Origin of the sequence: Nocardia amamiensis NBRC 102102 (genome assembly GCF_001612745.1) — a bacterium.
GTDB lineage: Bacteria > Actinomycetota > Actinomycetes > Mycobacteriales > Mycobacteriaceae > Nocardia > Nocardia amamiensis.
The window spans coordinates 1-20,778 of sequence record NZ_BDBA01000192.1 but is presented as its reverse complement, the minus strand read 5'-3'; the positions used below and the strand labels follow the sequence as shown (position 1 = coordinate 20,778).

The following is a 20,778-nucleotide window of genomic DNA, read 5'->3' as shown; positions in this document are numbered from 1 at the left end:
GTGGGCGCGGCGGGTGCGGTCGGCTGATTCGCCGCGGTCGGTCCAGCAGGAGTCGCTTCGGCGGGTGGCGTCGCGGCGGAGGCCTTTTCCTTCCTCCGCTCCCTGATCTCGGCGTAGATGAAGTAGCCGAGGCCGAGCGGAGCCATGATGCCGAAGGCCAGCCATTGCAGGCCGTAGGACAGGTACGGGCCCGCGTCCAGCTGGGGGAGGGGGGTCGGGGTGAAGGCGCCGGGTTGGTTCTCGCTCAGCTGTAAGTAGCCGCCGCGTTCGCCGGTCGGAAGGGGGGTGAGTGGCTGTTGCAGGACAGTGGATTCCTGGGCCGTGTCGATGGAGTACACCTGGCGGTAGCCGTCCTGGACGGTCGGGTCCTTGCCTGGTGTGACTCCCTCGGACATCCGGACTCTGGCTTCGATGCGCTGCGGCCCGGCGGGCGGCTCGATGACCTGGGGTGGGCGCGACCCGTCGACCGCCGAGACCAGCCCGCGGTCGACGAGCAGGACGCGGCCGTCGTCCAGCCGGAACGTCGCCAGCACCGCGTAGCCGGGAGCGCCGTCGAGGTGGCGTAGCCGCACCAGCACCGTCGAGTCCGGCAGATAGCTTCCGGAGGCGGTGACGCGCCGCCACTCGGTGGCGGTATCCGGGTCGGAGAGCACGGCGGTGACGTCGACGGGGGCGGCCTTCACCGAGTCGGCGATCAGCTGATTGCGGTGTGAGGTAGCCGTGTTCTTGCCGAGCTGCCACGGCGCGAGCACGGTGAAGCACAGGTAGGCGAAGGCGGCGACCAGCACGGCCAGGATCAGCCAGCTGGGGCGCAACAGGAAGGCGAGCCTGCGCATCAGGATATTCCGTCTGGGACAGGTCGCAGGCCGGGCGGCTCGGCGGCGGTATCGAGCTCGGCGCGCACCCAGTCGAGCAGGCCGGGGACGGCCGCCTCGATCTGGTCGCGGACGAGTTCGAAGTCCGCGGCATCGCCGTAATAGGGGTCGGCGACGTCCTGGCCGTCGGCGGTGGGGTCGAAGGTGCGCAGCAGCCGCAGCCGCTGCGGCGCGACGCCGAGGCGGGCGAGTTCCTTCTGGTGTGAGCGGTCCAGCGCGATCACGAGATCGGCGTCGAGGTGCTCGGCGCCGAACGCGGCGGCGACGTGGCCGGTCGGGTAGCCGTACTTGCGCAGCGTCGCGGTGGTGCGCGGGTCGGCGTCGTCGCCGACGTGCCATGACCCGGTGCCCGCGCTGCTGACTCGCACCCGATTGGCCAGTCCGGCCCGGTACAGATGCACCGCGAAGATCTTCTCCGCCATCGGAGAGCGGCAGATGTTGCCGGTACAGACGAACGAGACGTGCAGCTGACCCACGACTGCCATTCTGGCCGGTGCCGCTACGGGTTCGCCACGTAGGGTGTGGTCCCGTGCCCGAGGACCACGTCGACCGCGCGAAACTGCGCCACCACGGCGACGTGGACGCACACCCGGGCATGCTCGATTTCGCGGTGAACGTCCAGGGTGTCGCCCCGCCGGAGTGGCTGCGGCAGCGTTTGGCGGCTCGGCTGTCCGACTTGGGCCGCTATCCGTGCGCCGAGGATGCCGATGCCGCCCGCCGTGCGGTCGCGACCCGGCACCGCCGCGTTCCCGACGAGGTGCTGCTGCTCGCGGGCGCGGCGGAGGGGTTCGCGATGCTGCCCCGCCTCGCGCCGCGTCTGGCCGCGGTGGTGCATCCGTCGTTCACCGAGCCCGAACTCGTGCTGCGCGAGGCGGGTGTCCCGGTGACCAGGGTGGTCCTGCAGCCCCCATACCTGCTCGATCCCGCCGCGGTGCCCGACGGCGCCGACCTGGTGGTGCTCGGCAATCCCACGAACCCGACCTCGGTACTGCACCCGGCCGCCGTCATCCGCGCCCTGCGCAGGCCGGGCCGCACCATCATGGTCGACGAAGCCTTCGCCGACGCCGTGCCGGGCGAGCGGGAATCCCTCGCCGCCGACCCCGCACCGGATCTGCTCGTGCTCCGCAGTCTGACCAAGACGTGGGCGCTCGCCGGCTTGCGCTGCGGTTACCTTCTCGGTGCACCTGCCCTCCTGGCGCGCCTCGCGCAAGGACGCGCCCACTGGCCGCTGGGCACCTTGCAGTTGGAGGCGATCATGGCGACCGCGAGCCCCGCGGCCGTGGCCGAGGCAGGCCGCCGTGCCGAGACCCTCGCCTTTGGCCGTACCGCGATGATCGAACGGCTGACCCGCCTCGGCGTTGATGTCCATACCCCGGCCGACGGCCCGTTTCTGCTGCTGCGCGTCGCGGACGGTGAGCTGCTCCGCAAACACCTCGCCGACCACGGGATCGCGGTCCGCCGTGCCGACACGTTCCCCGGTCTTGGCCCGGACCACCTGCGCGTCGCGGTGCGCGGCGCCGACGAGGTCGACCGACTGGTCGCCGCGATTCGATCGGCAGATGTGTGATCAGTGCGCCGTGTCGGCCGCACGGCATCTGGTGCGGATCGTGGTCGTGCCCGAGCAGGTGAACGAGCACACTGAAGATCCGCTCCGGATCGGATGGTCGGCACTGCGTCACCGCGGTGATGAAGGTCGATCGTCGCCGGGATCCATGGACAGGGCATGACCGAAGCGAAGGAAGGTGGACGATGACCACGCTGGCGGATCTCATCGCGGTGCTCGACGCGGCCTACCCGCCCGCGCTGGCCGAGTCGTGGGACTCGGTCGGCCTGGTGTGCGGCGATCCGGCCGAGGAGTCGACGCGGGTGCTGTTCGCGGTCGACGCCACCGCGGCGGTCGTCGACGAGGCGATCGACTGGCGCGCTCAGGCGCTGGTGGTGCACCACCCGCTGCTGCTGCGCGGCGTCGACACCGTCGCGGCGAACACGCCGAAAGGTGCGCTGCTGCACCGGCTCATCCGCTCCGGTTGCGCCCTGTTCACCGCACACACCAACGCCGACTCTGCCGACCCCGGCGTCTCCGACGCGCTCGCCGCCGCCCTCGGGCTCACCGTGACCGGCCCGCTGGACGCGAAACCCGAGTCCGCCGTGGACAACTGGGTGGTCCAGGTGCCCCGCACGCATACCGACGCCGTGCTTGCCGCCCTTTTCGCCGCAGGAGCAGGCGGAGGTGGGAACTATCGCGACTGCGCGCTGCGGGTACCTGCGACAGGGCAGTTCCGTCCGGCCGAGGCGGGTGCGGTGCACGGTTCGCCCGGCGAACTCCAGCGCGTCGAGGAGGATCGCCTCGAGGTGGTGGCTCCGCCTTCGGCGCGTTCGGCGGTGCTCGCCGCGCTGCTTACCGCTCATCCCTCCGCGGAACCGGCCTATCACATCACCGAACGAGCAGTGCTGCCCTCGTCGCGCGGCATCGGCCGGATCGGCACCCTGCCGGAACCGGAGTCGTTGCGCGCCTTTACGAATCGTGTAGCGAGTGCCCTTCCGTCCACCGCGTGGGGCGTGCGCTCCGCGGGCGACCCGGACCGCACCGTCTACACCGTCGCCGTATGCGGTGGGGCGGGCGACTCCTACCTGAACGCGGCCACCCGCCTCGGCGCCGACGCCTACGTCACCGCCGACCTGCGCCACCACCCGGTCGACGAACATCTGCGCAAAGGCGGCCCCGCGCTGGTCGACGCCGCACACTGGGCGACCGAGTTCCCTTGGTGCGCACAGGCGGAATCACTCGTCCGGAGCGCGCTGCCCGGTCTCGAGACAAGGGTCTCCACGCTGCGCACCGACCCGTGGACGGTGAGCGCGTCCGGCTGACCTGCGGCGCGGGCGACGGTCCCAGGAGCGGTAACTTGGGAGGGTGGCCCACAAACAAGGTGTGCGTTTCGAACTGGCTCCTACTCCGGAACAAGCCATTGTGATGGGCCGCCACTGCGGATTGTCGCGGGTGGTGGAGAACTTCTGTTTGGAGACCGTGCGCAAGAAGTGGGCCCAGCGCAAAGCCGAGGAGACCTACGGCATCACTGGCGGCGAGCTGACCGAAGTTCCGTGGTCGGCGCCCGCGCTGGAGAAGCACTGGCGGGCCGCGCATCCAACGCTTTTCCCTTGGTTTGTCGAGAACAAGATGTCCTCCAGGGTGCCCAAAGAAGCGTGCCGAATGCGTGCGGCCGGGTTCGCCAACTACCTGAAGTCGAAGAACAGCGAGCACAAGGGAACGCGCACAGGGTTTCCGACGTGGCGTAAACGCAAGTTTGGCGGGCGATTCCGCTACGACGCCGACCGCGCCAGGCCGGTGGGCGTGCGTGCCGTGCGGCTCCCGGCGATCGGGGAGGTGGCCACTCGTGAGGACCTGTGCTGGCTCACCGGCCGGCTGGCCGACGGCCGCGCCCGCATCCTCGGGTCGACCGTACGTGAGCAGGGCGGGCGATGGTGGATCTCGCTGCAACTCGAGGTGAACCGAGACGACATCAATACCCGCCGCCATGTCGCTACCGACGCCCCGAAATGCGGAATCGACCTCGGGCTAAAGACGTTCGCCGTGATCAAGAACGACGATGGCAGCATCGATGAGATACACGCACCCAAACCGCTGAGGGCCGCGCAACGCGCTTTGAAACGAGCCAATCGGAAACTTGCCCGCGCCGGGGACAATTCCAACAATCGGGTCAAGGCGCGCAAACGCCTCGCGCGGCTGCACCTACGGATTGCTGCCCGGCGGCGGGATTTCCTGCACAAGGCCACCACCAGGTTGACGAGAACCAAGTCGGCCATCGCCGTGGAGACGCTGAACCTCAAAGGCATGATCGCCAACCGGCGGCTCGCCCACGCCATTAGTGACGCCGGATTCGGTGAGTTCGTTCGCCAACTCGTTTATAAGGCTGGATGGTATGGGGCGACGGTGTGGAAAGCCGATCGCTGGTTCCCCTCCTCGAAGACCTGCGGGGACTGCGGCCATGTCAACCGGGGCCTTGTGCTGGCGGACCGCATGTGGGAGTGCGCCGGGTGCGGTGTCGTCCACGACCGAGACCGCAATGCCGCCGGTAACCCCCTCAGCGCGATGCTCGCCGACCTCGGCGGGTGACGGCTAACCTACTTCGCCGGGCAGTTCCCCGGAGAAGTCAAACGCCTCACCGAGACCACATAAGACCAGCACTCTCCGGAGTAGGCGGCGGTCGATGACGGAGGAAGAGCTCAGCGTGACTACCGCTGAGACTCACGCAACGGTACAACTAGCCCATGAACTTCCCGGTTGATGTGGGGCTGGTGCAGATCGGCCTGATCCTGCTGTTGTTGGTCGGTGTCGCGCTGATCGTTTCCGGTTTGATCGCGGTCCGCCGGGTCGGGATGCGGGCGCTGCTCGCGCGTGGGGCTGGCGGGCTGGCGCTGCTGCTGGTCGCGGCGGTGCTGCTATGGATCGCGACCCTGCTACAGACGTATCTGGGACTGACCGGGGAGATCAAGGCGGCGCATGTGGTGGCCAAGCCCGTGGCGGGGCAGGAGCACCAGCTCGACGTCGACCTCACCTTGTACGGCGACGACGACCACGCCGAACAGCGCAGCACCTACCGCGTCGAGGGCGACATGTGGGTGCTGCAAGCGGGCATCGTCGAGCTGGAGCCCTGGGTGAACGCACTCGGCTTCCACTCCGGCTACCGGATCAGCCGTCTCTACGGCCAGCGCCTCGACGGCGTCGCCACCACGCAGAACCAGATCTTTCTCGGCGGCGGCGACCAGGACTTCTTCGCCGACATGCGCGCGGGCCGCTGGTGGACCCAGCCGTTCGTGCGCTCTGCCTACGGCAACGCGGCGATCGCGGTCCCGGGCGAATACGACGTCTACATCTCCCGGGACGCGATCAAGCCCCGCCCCGTCGGCAACTAGGCGGCTGGGTCATCGGTGCGCCCGCCGCGGCGCGGTACGGTTGAACACCAGTCCCGTCCACCCATCCAGGAGTTTGTCCGCGTTGAATGTCGAACCCACGATCCAGGCCCAGCTGCTCCGGCTGGCCGCCGTCGACGCCGAGCTGACCCGGATCGCGCACCGCCGCACCGTGCTGCCCGAGCAGCAGGAGGTCGCCCGGCTGGAGGCCGAGCGCAACACCCACTCCGACGCCGCGGTGGCGGTGGAGATCGTGCTGGACGACCTCGACCGCGATATCCGCAAGCTGGAGGGCGAGGTCGAGGCGGTGCGCAAGCGCGAGGACCGCGACCGAGGCATGCTCACCGCGGGAACGGTGAACGCCAAGCAGCTGTCCGAGCTCCAGCACGAGCTGGGCAGCCTGGAGCGTCGCCGCTCGGTGCTGGAGGACGAACTGCTCGAGGTGATGGAACGGCGCGAGGCCTCCGCCGCCGACCACGAGCACGCGGGTGCCCGGCTGAGCAAGACCGATGCGGACCTGGCCGCCGCGCGGCGGCAGCGCGACGAGGCGCTGGCGGATCTGGATGTGGCGCAGGGCCGCTGCGACACCGATCGCGCCGGCGTGGTCGCGAAGCTGTCCGCCGAATTGCTCGCGATCTACGACCGCCAGCGCGCCCAGCACGGTGTGGGCGCCGCGCTGTTGCAGGCCCGTCGTTGCGGCGCGTGCCGCATCGAACTCGACCGCGGCGAGATCGCCCGGATCGCCAAGACCGCACCCGATGTGGTGGTGCGCTGCCCGGAGTGCGGGGCGATCCTGGTCCGGACCAAGGAATCGGGGCTGTGAACGAGCGTCAGCGAGTAAACCGAGGCGCAAGCGCGCGGGCGCGGCAATGACCTACCCCGAGGTGATCGTCGAGGCCGACGGCGGCTCTCGCGGCAATCCCGGCCCGGCCGGCTACGGCGCGGTGGTCTACGACGCCGATCACGCCCACGTGCTGGCCGAACGCCGGGAGTTCCTCGGCACCGCCACCAACAACGTCGCCGAATATCGCGGCCTGATCGCCGGATTGGAGGCGGCGGCGGAGCTCGGCGCCGAATCCGTTGAGGTGCGGATGGATTCCAAGCTGGTTGTCGAGCAGATGACCGGCCGCTGGAAAGTCAAGCATGCGGCCATGATTCCGCTCGCCGACCGGGCCCGCAGGCTGGCCGCCGGGTTCGCGCGGGTGCGTTTCACCTGGATTCCCCGCGCCGAGAACGCCCACGCCGACCGGCTGGCGAACCAGGCCATGGACGACGCCACCCTGGTCGGCGAGCTCCGCGCGACGCCGGACTCCACACGGTCGACCGAGGCCGCCGACCCGGCACTCGCGGTCACCGAGCGCGATCTCCCGAGCTGGATCGACGAAGCCAGGCAGGCGGCCGCGCCGCCCGAGCCGGCGCGGCAGGGCCCCGGCTGGACCCGAGCCATCGGCCGTCCCACCCGGCTGTTGCTGTTGCGCCACGGCCAGACCGAGCTGTCGCTGGAGCGCCGCTATTCCGGCCGGGGCAATCCGCCGCTCACCGCGCTGGGCCGGGAACAGGCCGCCCGGGCCGCGAAAATGCTGGCCGCCAAAGGCGATATCGCCGCCGTGGTCAGCTCACCGCTCGGCCGGGCCAAGGAGACCGCGGAGGCCGCGGCGATCGCTCTCGGGCTGCCCGCCGACATTCATGACGGCCTGATCGAGACCGATTTCGGCGCATGGGAGGGCCTGACCTTCGCCGAGGCCGCGCAGCGCGACCCCGAGCTGCACACGCGCTGGATCGGCGACCCGGCCACCGCCGCGCCCGGCGGGGAGAGCTTCGACCAGGTCCGGGAACGGGTGGACGCGGCCCGGCGCGATCTGATCGAACGGTATCCCGGGGCGAACGTGGTGGTGGTCAGTCACGTGACCCCGATCAAGACGCTACTGCAGCTGGCGCTGGACGCCGGGCCTTCGCTGTTATACCGGTTGCATCTGGATCTGGCGTCGCTATCTATAGCGGAGTTCTATCGCGATGGCGGATCCTCGGTGCGTCTGGTGAACGACACGTCCTATCTGTGAGGACGCCCGCGACACCGGAACGAGGGCAAACGCGGTGCGCGAAGCGCGAATTATGCCCCATTGCAACACGTTTGCGTTTCACATTCGCGCGATGCGGTGAATCTCACTTCGACTCTGCCATGCGCGCCGAGTAGCGGTAGGCTTCCGGTCGGTCAGGCATAGGCGTCCTACCCTGCCTGGTCGGGGTCGACGCTCGGTGCCCTCGATCGGTGTCACAAAGGGGGACGGTGGTTCGTGGGCAGCGCCGCCCACAGACCACGTCATGGCGGGAATTACCTGTGCCGTCGAGTAATTCGAGAGAGTGCAGGTTCGATGGGCAATCCGATCAAGGTAATCGTTCTGGGGGCGGGGATCGGAGGACTCACCACCGCGGTCGCACTGCGGCACGCGGGTTTTGCCGTCGAACTATACGAAGCCGGTGCCGAACTGCGTGCGCAGGGTTTCGGTCTTTCGGTGCAGGCGAACGGAATCAACGCGTTGCGCACCCTCGGCCTCGGCCTCGACGAGCAACTGCTCGAACGCGGCGGCCGGGTGGAGAGCTTCCGCTTCTGCAACCCCGACGGCAGCCCGATCCGGGTGCTTCCGGTGCACCGGCTCGATGCCCAGCTCGGCGCGCCCGCCGTGGCGCTGCACCGCACCGACCTGCATGACGTCCTGCTGCGCGCGATCGGCGACACGCCGACTTTCGTTGCCGCACAGGCCACTCGATTCATCGATGACGGCGAGCACGTGCGCGTGGAATTCGCTGACGGCCGGGTCGCCGAGGGCGATCTGCTCGTCGGCGCCGACGGCATCCATTCCATGGTGCGCACCCAGTTGCACGGCCACGCCGAGCCGCGACCGGGCAATTTCGTGTGCTGGCTGGCCTGCATCCCGTTCGAGCATCGCAACGTCGCACGCGGACTCTCGGCGCACTTCTGGGGCACCGGAATGCGTTTCGGCATCCACGACATCGGCCACGGCCGGGTGTACTGGTGGGGCACCCAGACCTTGCCCGCCGACGAGGCCGCGAACTGGCACGGCGGCAAGGAAGACCTGCTTCGCTTGTACGCCGACTGGGCGCCGGAGGTGCGCGCCTGCATCGAGCAGACCGACGAATCCGCAATCCTCGCGGTGCCCGCCCAGGACCGCCCGCCGCTGGCGCGCTGGGGCCGCGGCCGGGTGACCCTGCTCGGCGACGCGGCGCACCCGATGCTGCCCAGCCTCGGCCAGGGCGCCAACTCCGCCATCGAGGACGCGGTAGTGCTGGCGAACGTGCTGCGCAACGCACTGGACCCGGTGGCGGGCCTGCGCCGTTACGAGCAGCTGCGCGCCGATCGCACCGCCATGTTCGTCAACGGCTCGGCCTCGCTCGCCAAGATCGAGCAGACCACCGATCCGCGTCTGGTGCGGGTGCGCGACACCTACTTCCGCCACGCGCCCACCGACTTCTTCTTGCGCGAGCTCGCCAAGCCGATGTCGTTCCCGCCGCTGAACGGGCCGATCGCGCGGCTGCCGCGCCCGCTGTCGCCGGTCGAGCGCTGGCACTGGATAGCCGATCAGCTGGCGCCGCTGCACATCGTGTCGCGCGTGCGGATCCGCGGACAGGTCGGCGTCGAGCAGATCCGGGCCGGCCTGGACGAAGTGCAGCGCCGACATCCGCTCTTGCGGGTCGCGGTTGCCGCCGAACCCGACGGCACCGCACCGCGTTTCGTTCCGGTACAGACCCCCATCCCGCTGCGGGTGATCGAATCCGAGGACAGCACAACGTGGTTGACCGAGGTCGACGAGGTCGAGCTGCGCGAGCCCTTCGACTGGCGCACCGGGCCGTTGGCCAGGGCGGTGCTGATCAAGGAGACCGACGGCACCAACGAGCTGATCGTGACGCTGCACTACGCGATCGCTGATGGCGAGAGCGCGCTGTCGGTGGCCGAGCAGGTCCTCCAAGCGGCCGCCGGGGAAGCAGGCGAGTTCCCGTCCGCCCCGGTCCGCCCCGGTCCGGAAGATCTCTTCCCGCCGCGCTTCCAGGGCGGCAGCGGCGCGCTGCGCACCGCGGGTTCGTTGCTGCGCGACCAGAAGTCACAGCTGCGCAGGCCGCGCAGGCTGGAACCGACCTCGCTGGCCCCGCCCGCACAGCGGCGCAGCCGGGTGGTGCATCGCAGCCTCGACGCCGACCAACTGGACGCGCTCACCGCGGGCTGCGCACGCCACGGCGTCGGCCTGCAGGCCGCCCTGTCCGCGGCGCTGCTGATGGCGGCGGCCAGGGAGGCGGGCGCCGGCAAGGCGACCTGGTACACCGTCGGCAGCTCGGTCAATTTCCGCGACCATCTCGACGGCGCCGCCGCGGACACCGAGGTCGGCACCTATCAGGGCATGATCGCCACTCCGGCGAGGTACGCGCCGTGGGCCTCGCTGTGGGACATCGCCACCGAGATCGAGCGCGAATACGGCGCGCGGATGGATCGGCGCGATCATCTCTCCGCCCTGAACCTGTTGAAGGTGGCCGCTCCGAAATCGGTGGCCGCCAGCGCGTCCACCGTCAAACTGATGGATACCCGGGGTCCCGGCCATCTCTGTATGACCTACCTCGGCAGGTATCCCTTCCCGGCCAAGATCGGCTCCTGGCAGCTGGAGGGCGCGCAGTTCGTCTCCGGCATGTCGGTGAGCGGGTTCATCATGGCCACCGCCAATGCGACCCACGACGAGCTGTCCTTCAACGTCGGCTACGTCGAACCCGCGGTGTCGCGAGACCGAGCCGAACGCCTCGCCGATGAGAGTGTGCGCGCGCTGCTGTCGGCCTGCTGACCCGTCTACGCCACAAGACAACAGGAGAGTCCCGGCATCGGCGAAGTCGATGCCGTGATTCGCGATATCGATAACTGGATAGCTGTGGTAGCAGCTTTGCGCGTCAGAGATCAGGGTGGGCTTGGTTAGATCCGCGCACAGCCGGTGCCGCGATAGGAGTGACTGTGACATCCGAACCGAGCGCTACTCCCCATAGACCCGAGGCGTGGCCGGTCAGCGCGTACCAACGCGATGTGTTGTCCGTGGCCTTCCGGTACGGACCCGCGCCGGTCACCAGGAACGCCTACTGCGCGTTCATGGACGAGCCGTTCGACATGGCCCGGCTGCAGGCCGTGATCCGCCGGGCAGTGCTCGGTGACGCCGCGCTGCGGCTGCGTTTCGAGTTCTCCGAAGGCCGTTTCTGGCAGTGGATTTCCGACGACGTGCCGGAAGTCGAGCTGATCGACCTGAGCTGGGCGTCGGACCCGGCCGCCGCGCGCCAGGAATGGGTGCGCCGGGCCAACCTGACGCCCTCTCCGCCGCGCCGGCCGTTCCGGGTCGCCGCGCTGGTCGACCGACCCGACCACTACTACCTCTACGTGGCGATGCACCACGCGATGCTCGACGGGTGGGGCGTGAATGCGTTGTGGGCCGTCCTGGTGGACAACTGCAGCCGTTCTGATCTGTCCCTCGAACAGCTCGCCGAACCGGAACCGGTCACCGAGGAGACCGACCGCGGCGTGCGCACCTACCGCAAGATCGCGGCCGAACACGAGGAATATCTGTCGTCTCCGCAGTGGGTCGCCGACCGCGACGCGCTGGTGCGCCGCTTCGAAGGAGTGGTTCCCGCGCTCTTCTCCGGCCGGGCGAGCACCCCGAACGTAGACCGGGGACGCCGGCGCGTGGTGGTGGAACCCGCGTTCCTGGACCGGATTCGCGCTACCGGCTTCTCCGTCTTCGCCTTCACCGTCTCGGCGCTGGCCGCGTACCTGACCACCGTCCATCGCTCCGAGGAAGTGGTGATCGGTGTCCCGATGCTGAACCGGCACAGCGCGGAGACCTTCCGCACCGCCGGACACCGGACGAACGTGGTGCCGCTGCGCATCCGGGTCGACCCCGCCCAGCCGCTGTCGGCCGTCGCGTCCGAGGTGGCCGCGCAGATCCGGGAACTCAAGCGCTACGAGCGCTTTCCGTACGGTGATCTGGCTCGTGCGCTCAGCAGCGATCCGACGGCGCCGCCGCTGTTCGACGTGGCGTACTCCTACATCAAGATGCCGTCGTCGGATCACCTGGACAAGATCCTCGGCACCATCGACATCGTCAATCCGGGCACGGTGCTCGAGGCGCTGAACATCCTCGCCGTCGAGCACGCGCGCGACGGTTCGCTGAACCTCCAGCTCTACTACGACCGCGACGTCTTCGACGAGAACTTCCCGTTCGAGTCGGCGGTGCGCAGCATCGGCGCCCTCCTGATGGCGGCGCTGGACCGGCCCGACGCCCCGGTCTCGGCATTGCCGCTGATGCCCGCGCGTGAGCTGGCCGCCATCACCGCTTTCGAAACCGGGCCGCGCGAAGAGTTTCCGTACACCACGATCGACCGCTTGTTCCGTGCGGCGGCCGCCGAGCACCCGGACCGAGTGGCGATCGAGGCGGTCGCCGGGTCGGGGGAGCGTGCGCTGCGCTACCGCGAGCTGTCCGCGCTGGCCGACGGATTCGCCGCTCGGCTGCGTGCGCTGGGCGTAACCGGCAACGAATGCGTCCCGGTGGTGCTGACGCGCTCGACGGAGCTGCTCGTCGCGATCTTCGGCACGCTGCGCGCCGGTTGCGCGTATGTGCCGTTGGACCCGGATTTTCCGGCCACGCGCATCGAAACCGTGCTCGCCGACTGCGGGGCGCGCTTCGTGGTGGCCGGACCCGAGCATCAAGCGGTGTTCGACAAGCTGCGCGTCACCCGGATCACGGTGGCAGGCACCGAGCCGGCGCGTGGTGTCGAAAATGTCTCGCATCCAGCGGATCTGAGCTATCTCATCTACACCTCGGGCTCCACGGGCGTGCCCAAAGGCGTGATGATCGAGCACCGGTCGGTGGTGAACCGGCTGACCTGGATGCAGCGGCGCTACCCGTTGCACGCCGAAGACGTGATCCTGCAGAAGACGCCGGTCACCTTCGACGTCTCGGTGTGGGAGCTGTTCTGGTGGGCGATCACCGGCGCCAGGTTGGCGTTGCTGGAGCCAGGCGGGGAGCGCGATCCGCGCCGCATCGTCGACGCCATCGCCGCGCACACGGTCACCGTGCTGCACTTCGTGCCGTCCATGCTGGCCGCATTCGTCGACGAGCTGGCGGCCGGTCCCGCTGCGGTCGCGCGGATCGGCAGTCTGCGCCGGGTGTTCTGCAGCGGCGAGGCCCTACCACCTGCGCTGGTCCGCCGATTCCATGCGGTCTTCACCGCGGCCGGGGCGGCGGCGCCGGAGCTGGTGAATCTCTACGGCCCGACCGAAGCCACGGTCGACGTCTCCTATTTCGACTGCCCCCGCGACGAGGCGCCCGGCGTGGTGCCGATCGGACGACCGATCGACAACATCGACTTGCTGGTGCTCGACGAAACAGGCCGCCGCGTACCGGTGGGGGTGCCGGGCGAACTGAACATCGCGGGCGTCGGCGTGGCGCGTGGGTATCGCGGCAGGCCCGAGCTGACCGCGGCGGTCTTCGTCGACGATCGCGCGGTGCCTGGTCGGCGGCGCTACCGCACCGGCGATCTGGCGCGCTGGCTGCCGGACGGCAACCTCGAGTATCTGGGCCGTTTCGACGACCAGGTGAAGATCCGCGGCAACCGGGTCACGCTCGGTGAGGTGCACAACGCCATGCTCGGCTGCCGCGGGGTACGCGCAGCGGCGGTGGTGGACGAACTGTCCGAGGCGCACGGCGTGCAGTTGGTCGGCTATTTCGTGGGAACCGACGTGACCGGCGAGGAGATCGCCGAGCAGATCGCGGCGAAACTGCCGCGCTACATGGTGCCCACCCGGCTCATCCGGGTGGATCGAATCCCGCTGACCCGCAACGGGAAACTCGACCGCCGTGCACTCGCCGAGCAGCTCGTCCTCGGTCACGGCGCCGAGCAGGTCGCGGGTGTCGAGCCGCGCACCGACGTCGAGGCGCGGCTCGCGCGAGTCTGGTGCACGGTGCTCGGCGTCGAGTCGATCGGTGTGCACGACAACTTCTTCACCCACGGCGGCGATTCCATTCTCGCGCTGACCGTGCGCACCGCGGCCGAGCGCGCCGGGCTCTACTTCGACGTGGACGCCTTCTACCAGGCGCCGACCATCGCCGAGCTGGCCCGGGTCGTGCGCGACGACCGGGACGGCGACGACCACGCGCGCGTCGTCGCGCCGCTGGCGACGGTGCCGCTCATCGACCGCGCCGCGCTGCACCAGGTGCAGGACGCGTTCCCGGCCACGGCGCTGCAACTGGGCATGCTGTATCACAGCATCGAGCGCGCCGACTCCGTCACGTACAAGGACGCGTTCCGCTACCGGCTCGAAATACCCTGGGATGACGGGGAGTTCCGTGCGGCCGTGGACCGGCTGGTGCGGCGTCAGCCGGCGCTGCGATCGTCGTTCGAGCTGAGCAGATACTCGATTCCGCTGCAGATCGTGCACACCGAGGTGCCCTACGAGCTGGAGATCGTCGACCTCGGCGATACCGACGAGCTGGACGGCGCGGAACTGATCGAGTCCTACCTCCAGGAACGTACGCACGCCGAGTACGACATGGCGGTCGCTGCGCTGTTCGCCATCCGGGTGTTCGTCCGTCCCGGTCCGCAGGAACCGGTGGGCACGGTGGACCTGGTCCTGAGCTTCCACCATGCCATCCTGGACGGCTGGAGTGTCGCCACCTCGGTGCTGGAACTGCTGCTGGACTACCTGAGCCATCTCGGCATGACGCAGACCCGGATCGAGGCCACCCCGCATCCGGCGACCGTCCTGGCCGAGTACGCGCAGGTCGAACAGAGCAGCGCGCACGACACCGCGGCTCGCGAATACTGGCTGACCGCGCTTGCCGGGGCGGAACCCACCGCACTCACCGCGCTCAGCGCACACCAACCGGCGGTTGCCGAGATGCCGCAAGCGAAAGCGCTGATGCCGCGCCGCCTGGCCCGGCGCGTGACCGCGTTCGCCACGCGCCACCAGATTCCGGAGAAATCGGTCTATCTGGCCGCGCACTGCCTGGCACTGCGGGAACTCACCGGACACACGGACGTGACCACCGGTGTGGTCACCCACGGTCGTCCGGATCGCGCGGGCGCCGAGCGGGTGGCCGGGCTGTTCCTCAATACCTTGCCCGTCCGGTTGGATGGCACCGCGACCACGTGGCGCGCGGCGGTGGAGCAGGTCGCGCGCCGGGAACGCGAGGCCTACCCCTACCGCCGCTACCCGCTGCGCTCGATCCTCGCCGACGGCGGGCCGGTGTTCGAGACGGCCTTCAACTACGTCAACTACCACGTCTTCCAGCCGATGCTGGTACTGGACGGGGTGCGGCTGCTGGAATTCGACGCCCGCGAGGAGACCAATTTCCAGCTGCTGGTGACCGCGGCGACCGACCCGCGCGACGGCCGGATGTGGCTGCGGGTCAACGGCGATCACACGCTGACCACCGAGCAGTGCGAGACCGTGGCACTCACCCAGCTGCGTATGCTGGCCGGAATCGTGGCCGATCCGGACGCGGCCATCGACCGCGGTGCCGGCCCGGCGATGGCCCGCGACGTCGGCACGCTGGTGGCCGACGCCGCCGCGCTCAACGCGGCGGCCATCGCCGTGGCCGGCGACGACGAATCCGTCACCTACGACGAACTGATCGAACGTGCCGACCGGCTGGCGCGTCGGCTGGCCGGGCTCGGAGTATCCCCCGGCGACCGGGTGGGCATCCTGATGCGGCGTCGTCCGGAGCTGATACCGCTCGTGCTGGCGCTGACCCGGATCGGCGCCGCGTGCGTTCCCCTGGACGTCAGCTACCCGCGGGCCAGGCTGAACCTGATGATCGACCGCGCACACCCGCACCGCGTGGTCGCCGACGCCGACTATCGCGACATCGTCGACGATCCCGCCTTGGTGCTCGACACTGCCCAGCTCTTCGACGACTCCGCTGACGACGCGGATGTCGCACTGCCCGAGCATATTTCGCCCGATTCGGTGGCTTATGTGCTGTTCACCTCGGGGTCGACCGGCGAGCCCAAGGGCGTCGCGATGCCGCATCGCGGCCTGACCGCGCTGGTGGATTGGCAGATCCGCGCGGCGACCGGCACCGGCCTGCGCAGCACGCTGCAATTGGCGCCGTTGAGTTTCGATGTGTCGTTCCAGGAGATCTTCACCACCCTCGCGGCCGGGTCGACCCTGCGGGTGAGTTCGGCCGACCTGCGGTCGAACGTCGAGCAGTTGCTGACCACCGTGGTGGACGAGGGCATCGAACGGCTGTTCCTGCCGTACGTGGCGTTGCAGGCGTTCGCCGAGGCGGCCGTGGCGCTGCGCAAGTTCCCGACCGAGCTGAAGGTGCTGATCTCCTCCGGTGAGCAGCTGCGCATCACCGACGAGATCCGCGCGCTGTGCAAGGTGGTTCCGGGTTTGGTGCTGGAAAACCAATACGGCCCGACCGAATCCCATGTCGCCACCACATTCACGCTGCAGGGTCCGGCCGACGAGTTCCCCGCGCTGCCGCCCATCGGCCGCGCCGTCGACGGCGACACGGTGGAGCTGCTCGACAGCGCGCTGCGCCCGGTGCCCGACGGCGTGATCGGCGAGATCTATCTCGGCGGCCGTTCCCTCGCGCGCGGCTACGCGGGACGGCCCGCGCTCACCGCCCAGCGGTTCGTGGCCACTCATGCGGGCGGAATCCGCTACCGCACCGGCGATCTCGGCGTTCAGCTGTTCTCCGGCGACATCGTCTGCCTGGGCCGCAGCGACAACCAGGTGAAGATCCGCGGCTTCCGGGTGGAGCCGGCCGAAGTAGAACTGTGCATCCTCGGCCTGGTGGAGAAGTTCCCCGGCATCACTGAAGCCGCCGTGGTGGCACGCGGTTTCGGTGGTATCGACGGGTCGCTGATCGCGTTCCTGGTCGGCGCGGCGGAGCAGACCGATCTGGCCGCGCTGCGGCACGACCTGCGTGCGGTGCTGCCCGCGCACATGGTGCCGTCGCGGTTCGCCTGGCTCGACGAACTGCCCCGCACGCCCAGCGGCAAACGCGATGACGCGGCCTTGCGCGAGTACGGCGAGGTCATCACGGATTCCGTGGCCGCGCAACGGGAACCGGCCGATGAGTACGAGCGGTCGGCGGTGCAGCTGCTGGCCGAATACGCCGGTCTGCGCGCGATCGGCGTCGACGACGACTTCTTCGCGGCGGGCGGGACCTCGATCGGGGCGATGCGCGTGGTGACGGCGCTCTCGCGGCGGTGGGGTGCCGACGTGCCGCTGGACGCGTTCATCAGCGCGCCCACCGCGGCCGGGCTCGCCACACTGGTGCGGGCGGGCGGCGATGTGCAGCGCACCTTCGACCCGCTGGTGCCGCTCAACCCCGACGGCACCAAGCCACCGCTGTTCCTGGTGCATCCCATCGGCGGGAACGTGCTGTGCTACTTGACCCTCGTGCGGTACCTGGATCCGGATCGCCCGGTGTACGGACTGCAGGCGGCGGGCGCGGACGCGGGCAGTGCGCCGGAAAAGACGATCGCGGCGATGACCGAGTCGTATCTGAAAGCGGTGCGACGGGTGCATCCGACCGGCCCATATCATCTGGCGGGTTGGTCGTTCGGCGGCTACGTCGCCTTGGAGATGGCCCGTCAGCTTCCCGCGCACGAGGTGTCCAGCGTGACGCTGTTGGACACCATGGCGCTACGCGCACAAGCGCGCACGCCGATCCCGGAGGAGAAGCTGATCCGATGGTTCTTCCTCGAGCTGCTGTGGTACGCGCGCGGAAGCCGGTCCGCCCTGGTCGATTTCGAGCCCGACGTGCACGGTTCCGAGGAGCTGTTCGCGGCGATGCTGGCCGAGGCGGTGCGGTCGGAGATCCTGCCGCCGGCTAGTTCGCCGCAGGCGATCCGGCGGCTCTACGAGGTGTTCTACGCCAACTACTCGGCGATGCTGGACTACGACCTCCAGCCCTACGAGCGGGACATCACGCTGCTGCGCGCCACCGAGGGATTGCCGCCGGGCGTCGACCTGGCGCACCAGACCGTCGGCAGCATGTTCGACAGCGCGGACAACGGCTGGAAGCAGTACGCGGCCCGCCGGTTCACGACGATCTCGGTGCCCGGCGATCATCTGAACATGATGACCGAACCGAACATCAGCGAGTTGGGGCTGCGCCTGGACGAGGTACTGTCCGCCGCCGATCCCGACCTGGCCCGGGATCGGGACGAATCCATGCTGGACGCCTGAATACCTCATGAACTCGTCACGGCCGCCATCCCGCGCAGCGCGGCCGTGGTGAATTCGTCCAGCGGATAGAACAATTCGATGGCCAGCTCCGACAGCGTGACGTCAGCCGGTGCACCGAAGGTGGCCATCGTGCTGAACATCGACAACTCGCCCGCAGGTGTCCGGATCCGGATCGGCACCTCGAACGGACCCGGCGCACCGACCTTCGCTGTGTCGTCGGCGTCCGGCGGGTCGGGGTAGCCGGAGACCTCGTCGTACAGCGCCGCCAGCTCATGGTCACCGCTCGCGCTGACCTGCCGTGCGAGCCGCTCCAGGAACAGTGCGCGCACCTGGGCGAGGTTGGCCAGCCGGGACGCGAGTCCGTCCGGATGCAGCACCAGCCGGTACACGTTCGGGCGCGGTGCCCGCACGTGGGCGGGAACGCCGTCCATCAGCACGCTCATCGCGGCGTTGCCGGTCACCACGTTCCACAGCCGATCAATGACCACGGCTGGATAGGGTTCGTGGGCGGCCAGCATGGTGTGCAGGGCGGCTCGGACCGACGTGAGATGCGCGTCGTCGAGACTGCTCTCCAGATACGCGGGTGCGTAACCGGCGGCCATCAGCAGCGTATTGCGTTCGCGCAGCGGCACATCCAGTGTGTCGCACAGACGCAGCACCATCGCCCGGCTGGGTGTGGCGCGCCCGGTCTCCACATAGGAGAGGTGACGCGCCGAGGTATCGGCCGCCAGCGCCAGATCCAGCTGACTCAACTTGCGCCGCTGCCGCCATTCGCGCAGCAGGACGCCCGCTCTCGATCGCGTCACCACCGATGTCATTCGATCAGCTAAGCATCCGCGCCGCCGTCCGGCCATGACCTCCGAGGTTATTGAGACGCTCACCTCCGGCCAGCAGGGTTGGTGACGACGGATCGACTACAGGAGGACGATATGAGACCCACGACCATGGCCGAGGGGACCGGCAACGCCACCCTCCTGCGCACCGCGCTCACGGTGGATGGCTGGAGCACCGGGATCTTCGGCGGTGTGCTGGTCGCGGGCGCCGGATTCCTGCGCGACCCGCTCGGGCTGCCGATCGGGTTGAGCATTTCGTTCGGCGTCGTCATGCTGGCCGGTGCGCTCGTGTTGCTGATGATTGCTCGATACCCGGCGATATCCGCGCGGCACGCACAGGCGGTCGTCACTGTCAACGCGCTCTCGGTTGCCGGCATGATCGGGCTGGCCGGTTCCGGTCTGCTCCCGTTGACCGGTCTCGGGGTGGTGTTCTTCATCGTCGGCGCCGTGGCGGTCGCGATCTTCGCCGGGCTGGAGTTCGCCGGGCTGCGCCGGCTGGGTGACGGGAGGTGATCATGGACGACCACCGAACCCGTCGCGCCGCAGCCGAGGTGCCCTCGTCGGCGCCGCTCGATGTACAGACCGCGGCATGGGCACGCCGGTGACGGTGCGTCCTTCACCCCCAATGGCGCGGACACTGATCTGGGCCGACAAGACGCCGCAAATCCTTTGCGCACGTTACCGCTGAGCAGGTAGAGAAATCCGGATGGACGTCTCGACACCCGAGATCAGATTGCTCGTGCCGGACGATTGGGCGGCGTTCCGGCGTGTCCGGCTCAGGGCGCTGGCCGACACGCCGCAGTTCTTCGGCTCCACCTTGGCCGAGGCGCAGGCCCGCACCGGCGGTGACTGGCGGCGGTTGCTGACCGATCGGGCGCAGTTCCTGGCCGAGTCGGCGGGGGCCGAGCTGGGCACGGTCGGGGGCATGCCCGATCGGGAACGCGGTGGTGTGCACCTGATTTCGATGTGGGTGGCGGCGCGGGCGCGCGGGACCGGGGTGTCGGACCGGCTGGTTCGCGCGGTGCTGGATTGGGCCGTTGCGGGCGGCCACCGCGTGGTTCGCTTGGAGGTCGCCGAGAGCAACACCTGCGCCCAGCGGTTGTACCTGCGCAACGGCTTCCTGCCGACCGGGGTGAGCGGGGCCATGGGCCCGGGCGACGCACGGCGCGAACTCGAGATGGAGTGGCGTCCTTCGAGGTCCGGTTTGTCCCATCGTTCGTAGGGTAACCGGGCAGCGAGGACATCCAGGAAATCTGTCCGGCGCCGCGCCGCCGAGGACAGGAGACAGTGATGAACGAACGCGAACGCCCGGATTCGGAATCCGACGGCGTCTATGACGTCGCCGATGTGATAGAGACGGCCGGTAGCGGTCAGCCAGGCGAAAACACCGCCGGTTCGGGCCGCGACGTCCCGAAAGATCCAGTGCAGGGGGAGCCGGAGGCGGCGGCCGCAGGGCAGGTGAAAGACGCGGCCGCCGAAGAGGGCCGCCTCGCTGCCGAAGCGGCAGGTATGACGGGGTTGGAGACGCCGAGCGTGGGGCGGGAGGCGGAGGAGACCGCTGGTGAGGGCGTTCCTGCCGCCGCAGCGGTGCCGTTCTCGGAGGCGGAGGCGGAGGCGACCGCAGGGCGAGAGGCGACTGCGGCGAGTGGCCCTGCGGCCGGAGCGGCGCAACAGGTGCAGCCGCGGACGTCCGTGGGGCGAGCTGCCGAGTCCCGGACCGAGCAGGCCGAGCCTGCGGTGCTGGAGTCCGGGCAAAGCGACGCGGAGCGCGCCGAGTTGGCGGAGGCCAACGCCGCGAGCGCTGCCGAACTCGGCGCTGCCGGACTTCCCGAATCCATGGCCCACCCGGGCCGCACGCTCCTGGACACGGTTCGGGACAAGCCAATACTGGCGG

Annotated in this window: 14 protein-coding genes; 11 read left to right on the top strand and 3 right to left on the bottom strand. The window is 69.4% G+C overall.

Translation table 11 applies throughout. The features are described 5' to 3' along the window. Together NA4_RS29555 and NA4_RS29550 are read right to left on the bottom strand one after the other, a co-directional pair. Positions 1–836: SURF1 family cytochrome oxidase biogenesis protein (locus NA4_RS29555; RefSeq protein WP_067477375.1), on the bottom strand; the 836-nt coding region annotated here is incomplete at its 3' end. Continuing rightward, positions 836–1,360, bottom strand: coding sequence for a low molecular weight protein-tyrosine-phosphatase (locus tag NA4_RS29550; RefSeq protein WP_067477372.1), 525 nt, complete (start codon positions 1,358–1,360; stop codon positions 836–838). The genes NA4_RS29555 and NA4_RS29550, both read right to left, overlap by 1 nt. Positions 1,361–1,404: 44 nt before the next feature. Between NA4_RS29550 and cobC the strand changes: the two genes are divergently transcribed. The 8 genes from cobC to NA4_RS29510 all read left to right on the top strand — a co-directional run bounded on the left by cobC (position 1,405) and on the right by NA4_RS29510 (position 18,051). Then, a complete protein-coding gene (gene cobC / locus NA4_RS29545; protein ID WP_067477369.1) occupies positions 1,405–2,442 on the top strand; it encodes an Rv2231c family histidinol phosphate aminotransferase CobC in 1,038 nt (345 codons plus the stop codon). 182 nt (positions 2,443–2,624) lie between these two features. Further along, positions 2,625–3,743 (top strand): Nif3-like dinuclear metal center hexameric protein, encoded by a 1,119-nt coding sequence (locus NA4_RS29540; protein ID WP_067477366.1) that lies wholly within the window; start codon positions 2,625–2,627, stop codon positions 3,741–3,743. Between the two features lie 43 nt (positions 3,744–3,786). Then, positions 3,787–5,007, top strand: coding sequence for an RNA-guided endonuclease InsQ/TnpB family protein (locus NA4_RS29535; RefSeq protein WP_067477363.1), 1,221 nt, complete (start codon positions 3,787–3,789; stop codon positions 5,005–5,007). A 155-nt stretch (positions 5,008–5,162) separates the two neighbouring features. After that, positions 5,163–5,807 (top strand): hypothetical protein, encoded by a 645-nt coding sequence (locus NA4_RS29530; RefSeq protein ID WP_067477360.1) that lies wholly within the window; start codon positions 5,163–5,165, stop codon positions 5,805–5,807. A gap of 82 nt (positions 5,808–5,889) precedes the next feature. After that, entirely contained in the window at positions 5,890–6,627 is a 738-nt protein-coding gene (locus tag NA4_RS29525; protein ID WP_067477382.1) for a zinc ribbon domain-containing protein, read from the top strand. Between the two features lie 46 nt (positions 6,628–6,673). Further along, on the top strand, positions 6,674–7,864 hold the full coding sequence (locus tag NA4_RS29520; protein ID WP_067477357.1) for a bifunctional RNase H/acid phosphatase: 1,191 nt from the start codon (positions 6,674–6,676) through the stop codon (positions 7,862–7,864). Positions 7,865–8,176: 312 nt separating this feature from the next. Continuing rightward, positions 8,177–10,648, top strand: coding sequence for an FAD-dependent monooxygenase (locus NA4_RS29515; RefSeq protein ID WP_084497537.1), 2,472 nt, complete (start codon positions 8,177–8,179; stop codon positions 10,646–10,648). A 164-nt stretch (positions 10,649–10,812) separates the two neighbouring features. Beyond that, the gene (locus tag NA4_RS29510; protein WP_067477354.1) at positions 10,813–18,051 is read left to right on the top strand and encodes a non-ribosomal peptide synthetase; all 7,239 of its coding nucleotides are present in this window, start codon (positions 10,813–10,815) and stop codon (positions 18,049–18,051) included. 5 nt (positions 18,052–18,056) lie between these two features. Here the strand turns inward: NA4_RS29510 and NA4_RS29505 are convergent, their stop codons facing one another. Further along, entirely contained in the window at positions 18,057–18,869 is an 813-nt protein-coding gene (locus NA4_RS29505; RefSeq protein WP_067477351.1) for a helix-turn-helix domain-containing protein, read from the bottom strand. A 111-nt stretch (positions 18,870–18,980) separates the two neighbouring features. On the opposite strand from NA4_RS29505, the gene NA4_RS29500 reads away from it, so the two are divergent. The 3 genes from NA4_RS29500 to NA4_RS29490 all read left to right on the top strand — a co-directional run. Continuing rightward, positions 18,981–19,397, top strand: a complete 417-nt coding sequence (locus tag NA4_RS29500) for a hypothetical protein (RefSeq protein ID WP_067477348.1) — start codon at positions 18,981–18,983, stop codon at positions 19,395–19,397. 193 nt (positions 19,398–19,590) lie between these two features. After that, positions 19,591–20,106, top strand: a complete 516-nt coding sequence (locus NA4_RS29495) for a GNAT family N-acetyltransferase (protein ID WP_067477345.1) — start codon at positions 19,591–19,593, stop codon at positions 20,104–20,106. 68 nt (positions 20,107–20,174) lie between these two features. Beyond that, positions 20,175–20,778, top strand: a 604-nt coding sequence (locus tag NA4_RS29490) for a hypothetical protein (RefSeq protein WP_218022458.1), incomplete at its 3' end; no start/stop codon positions are given.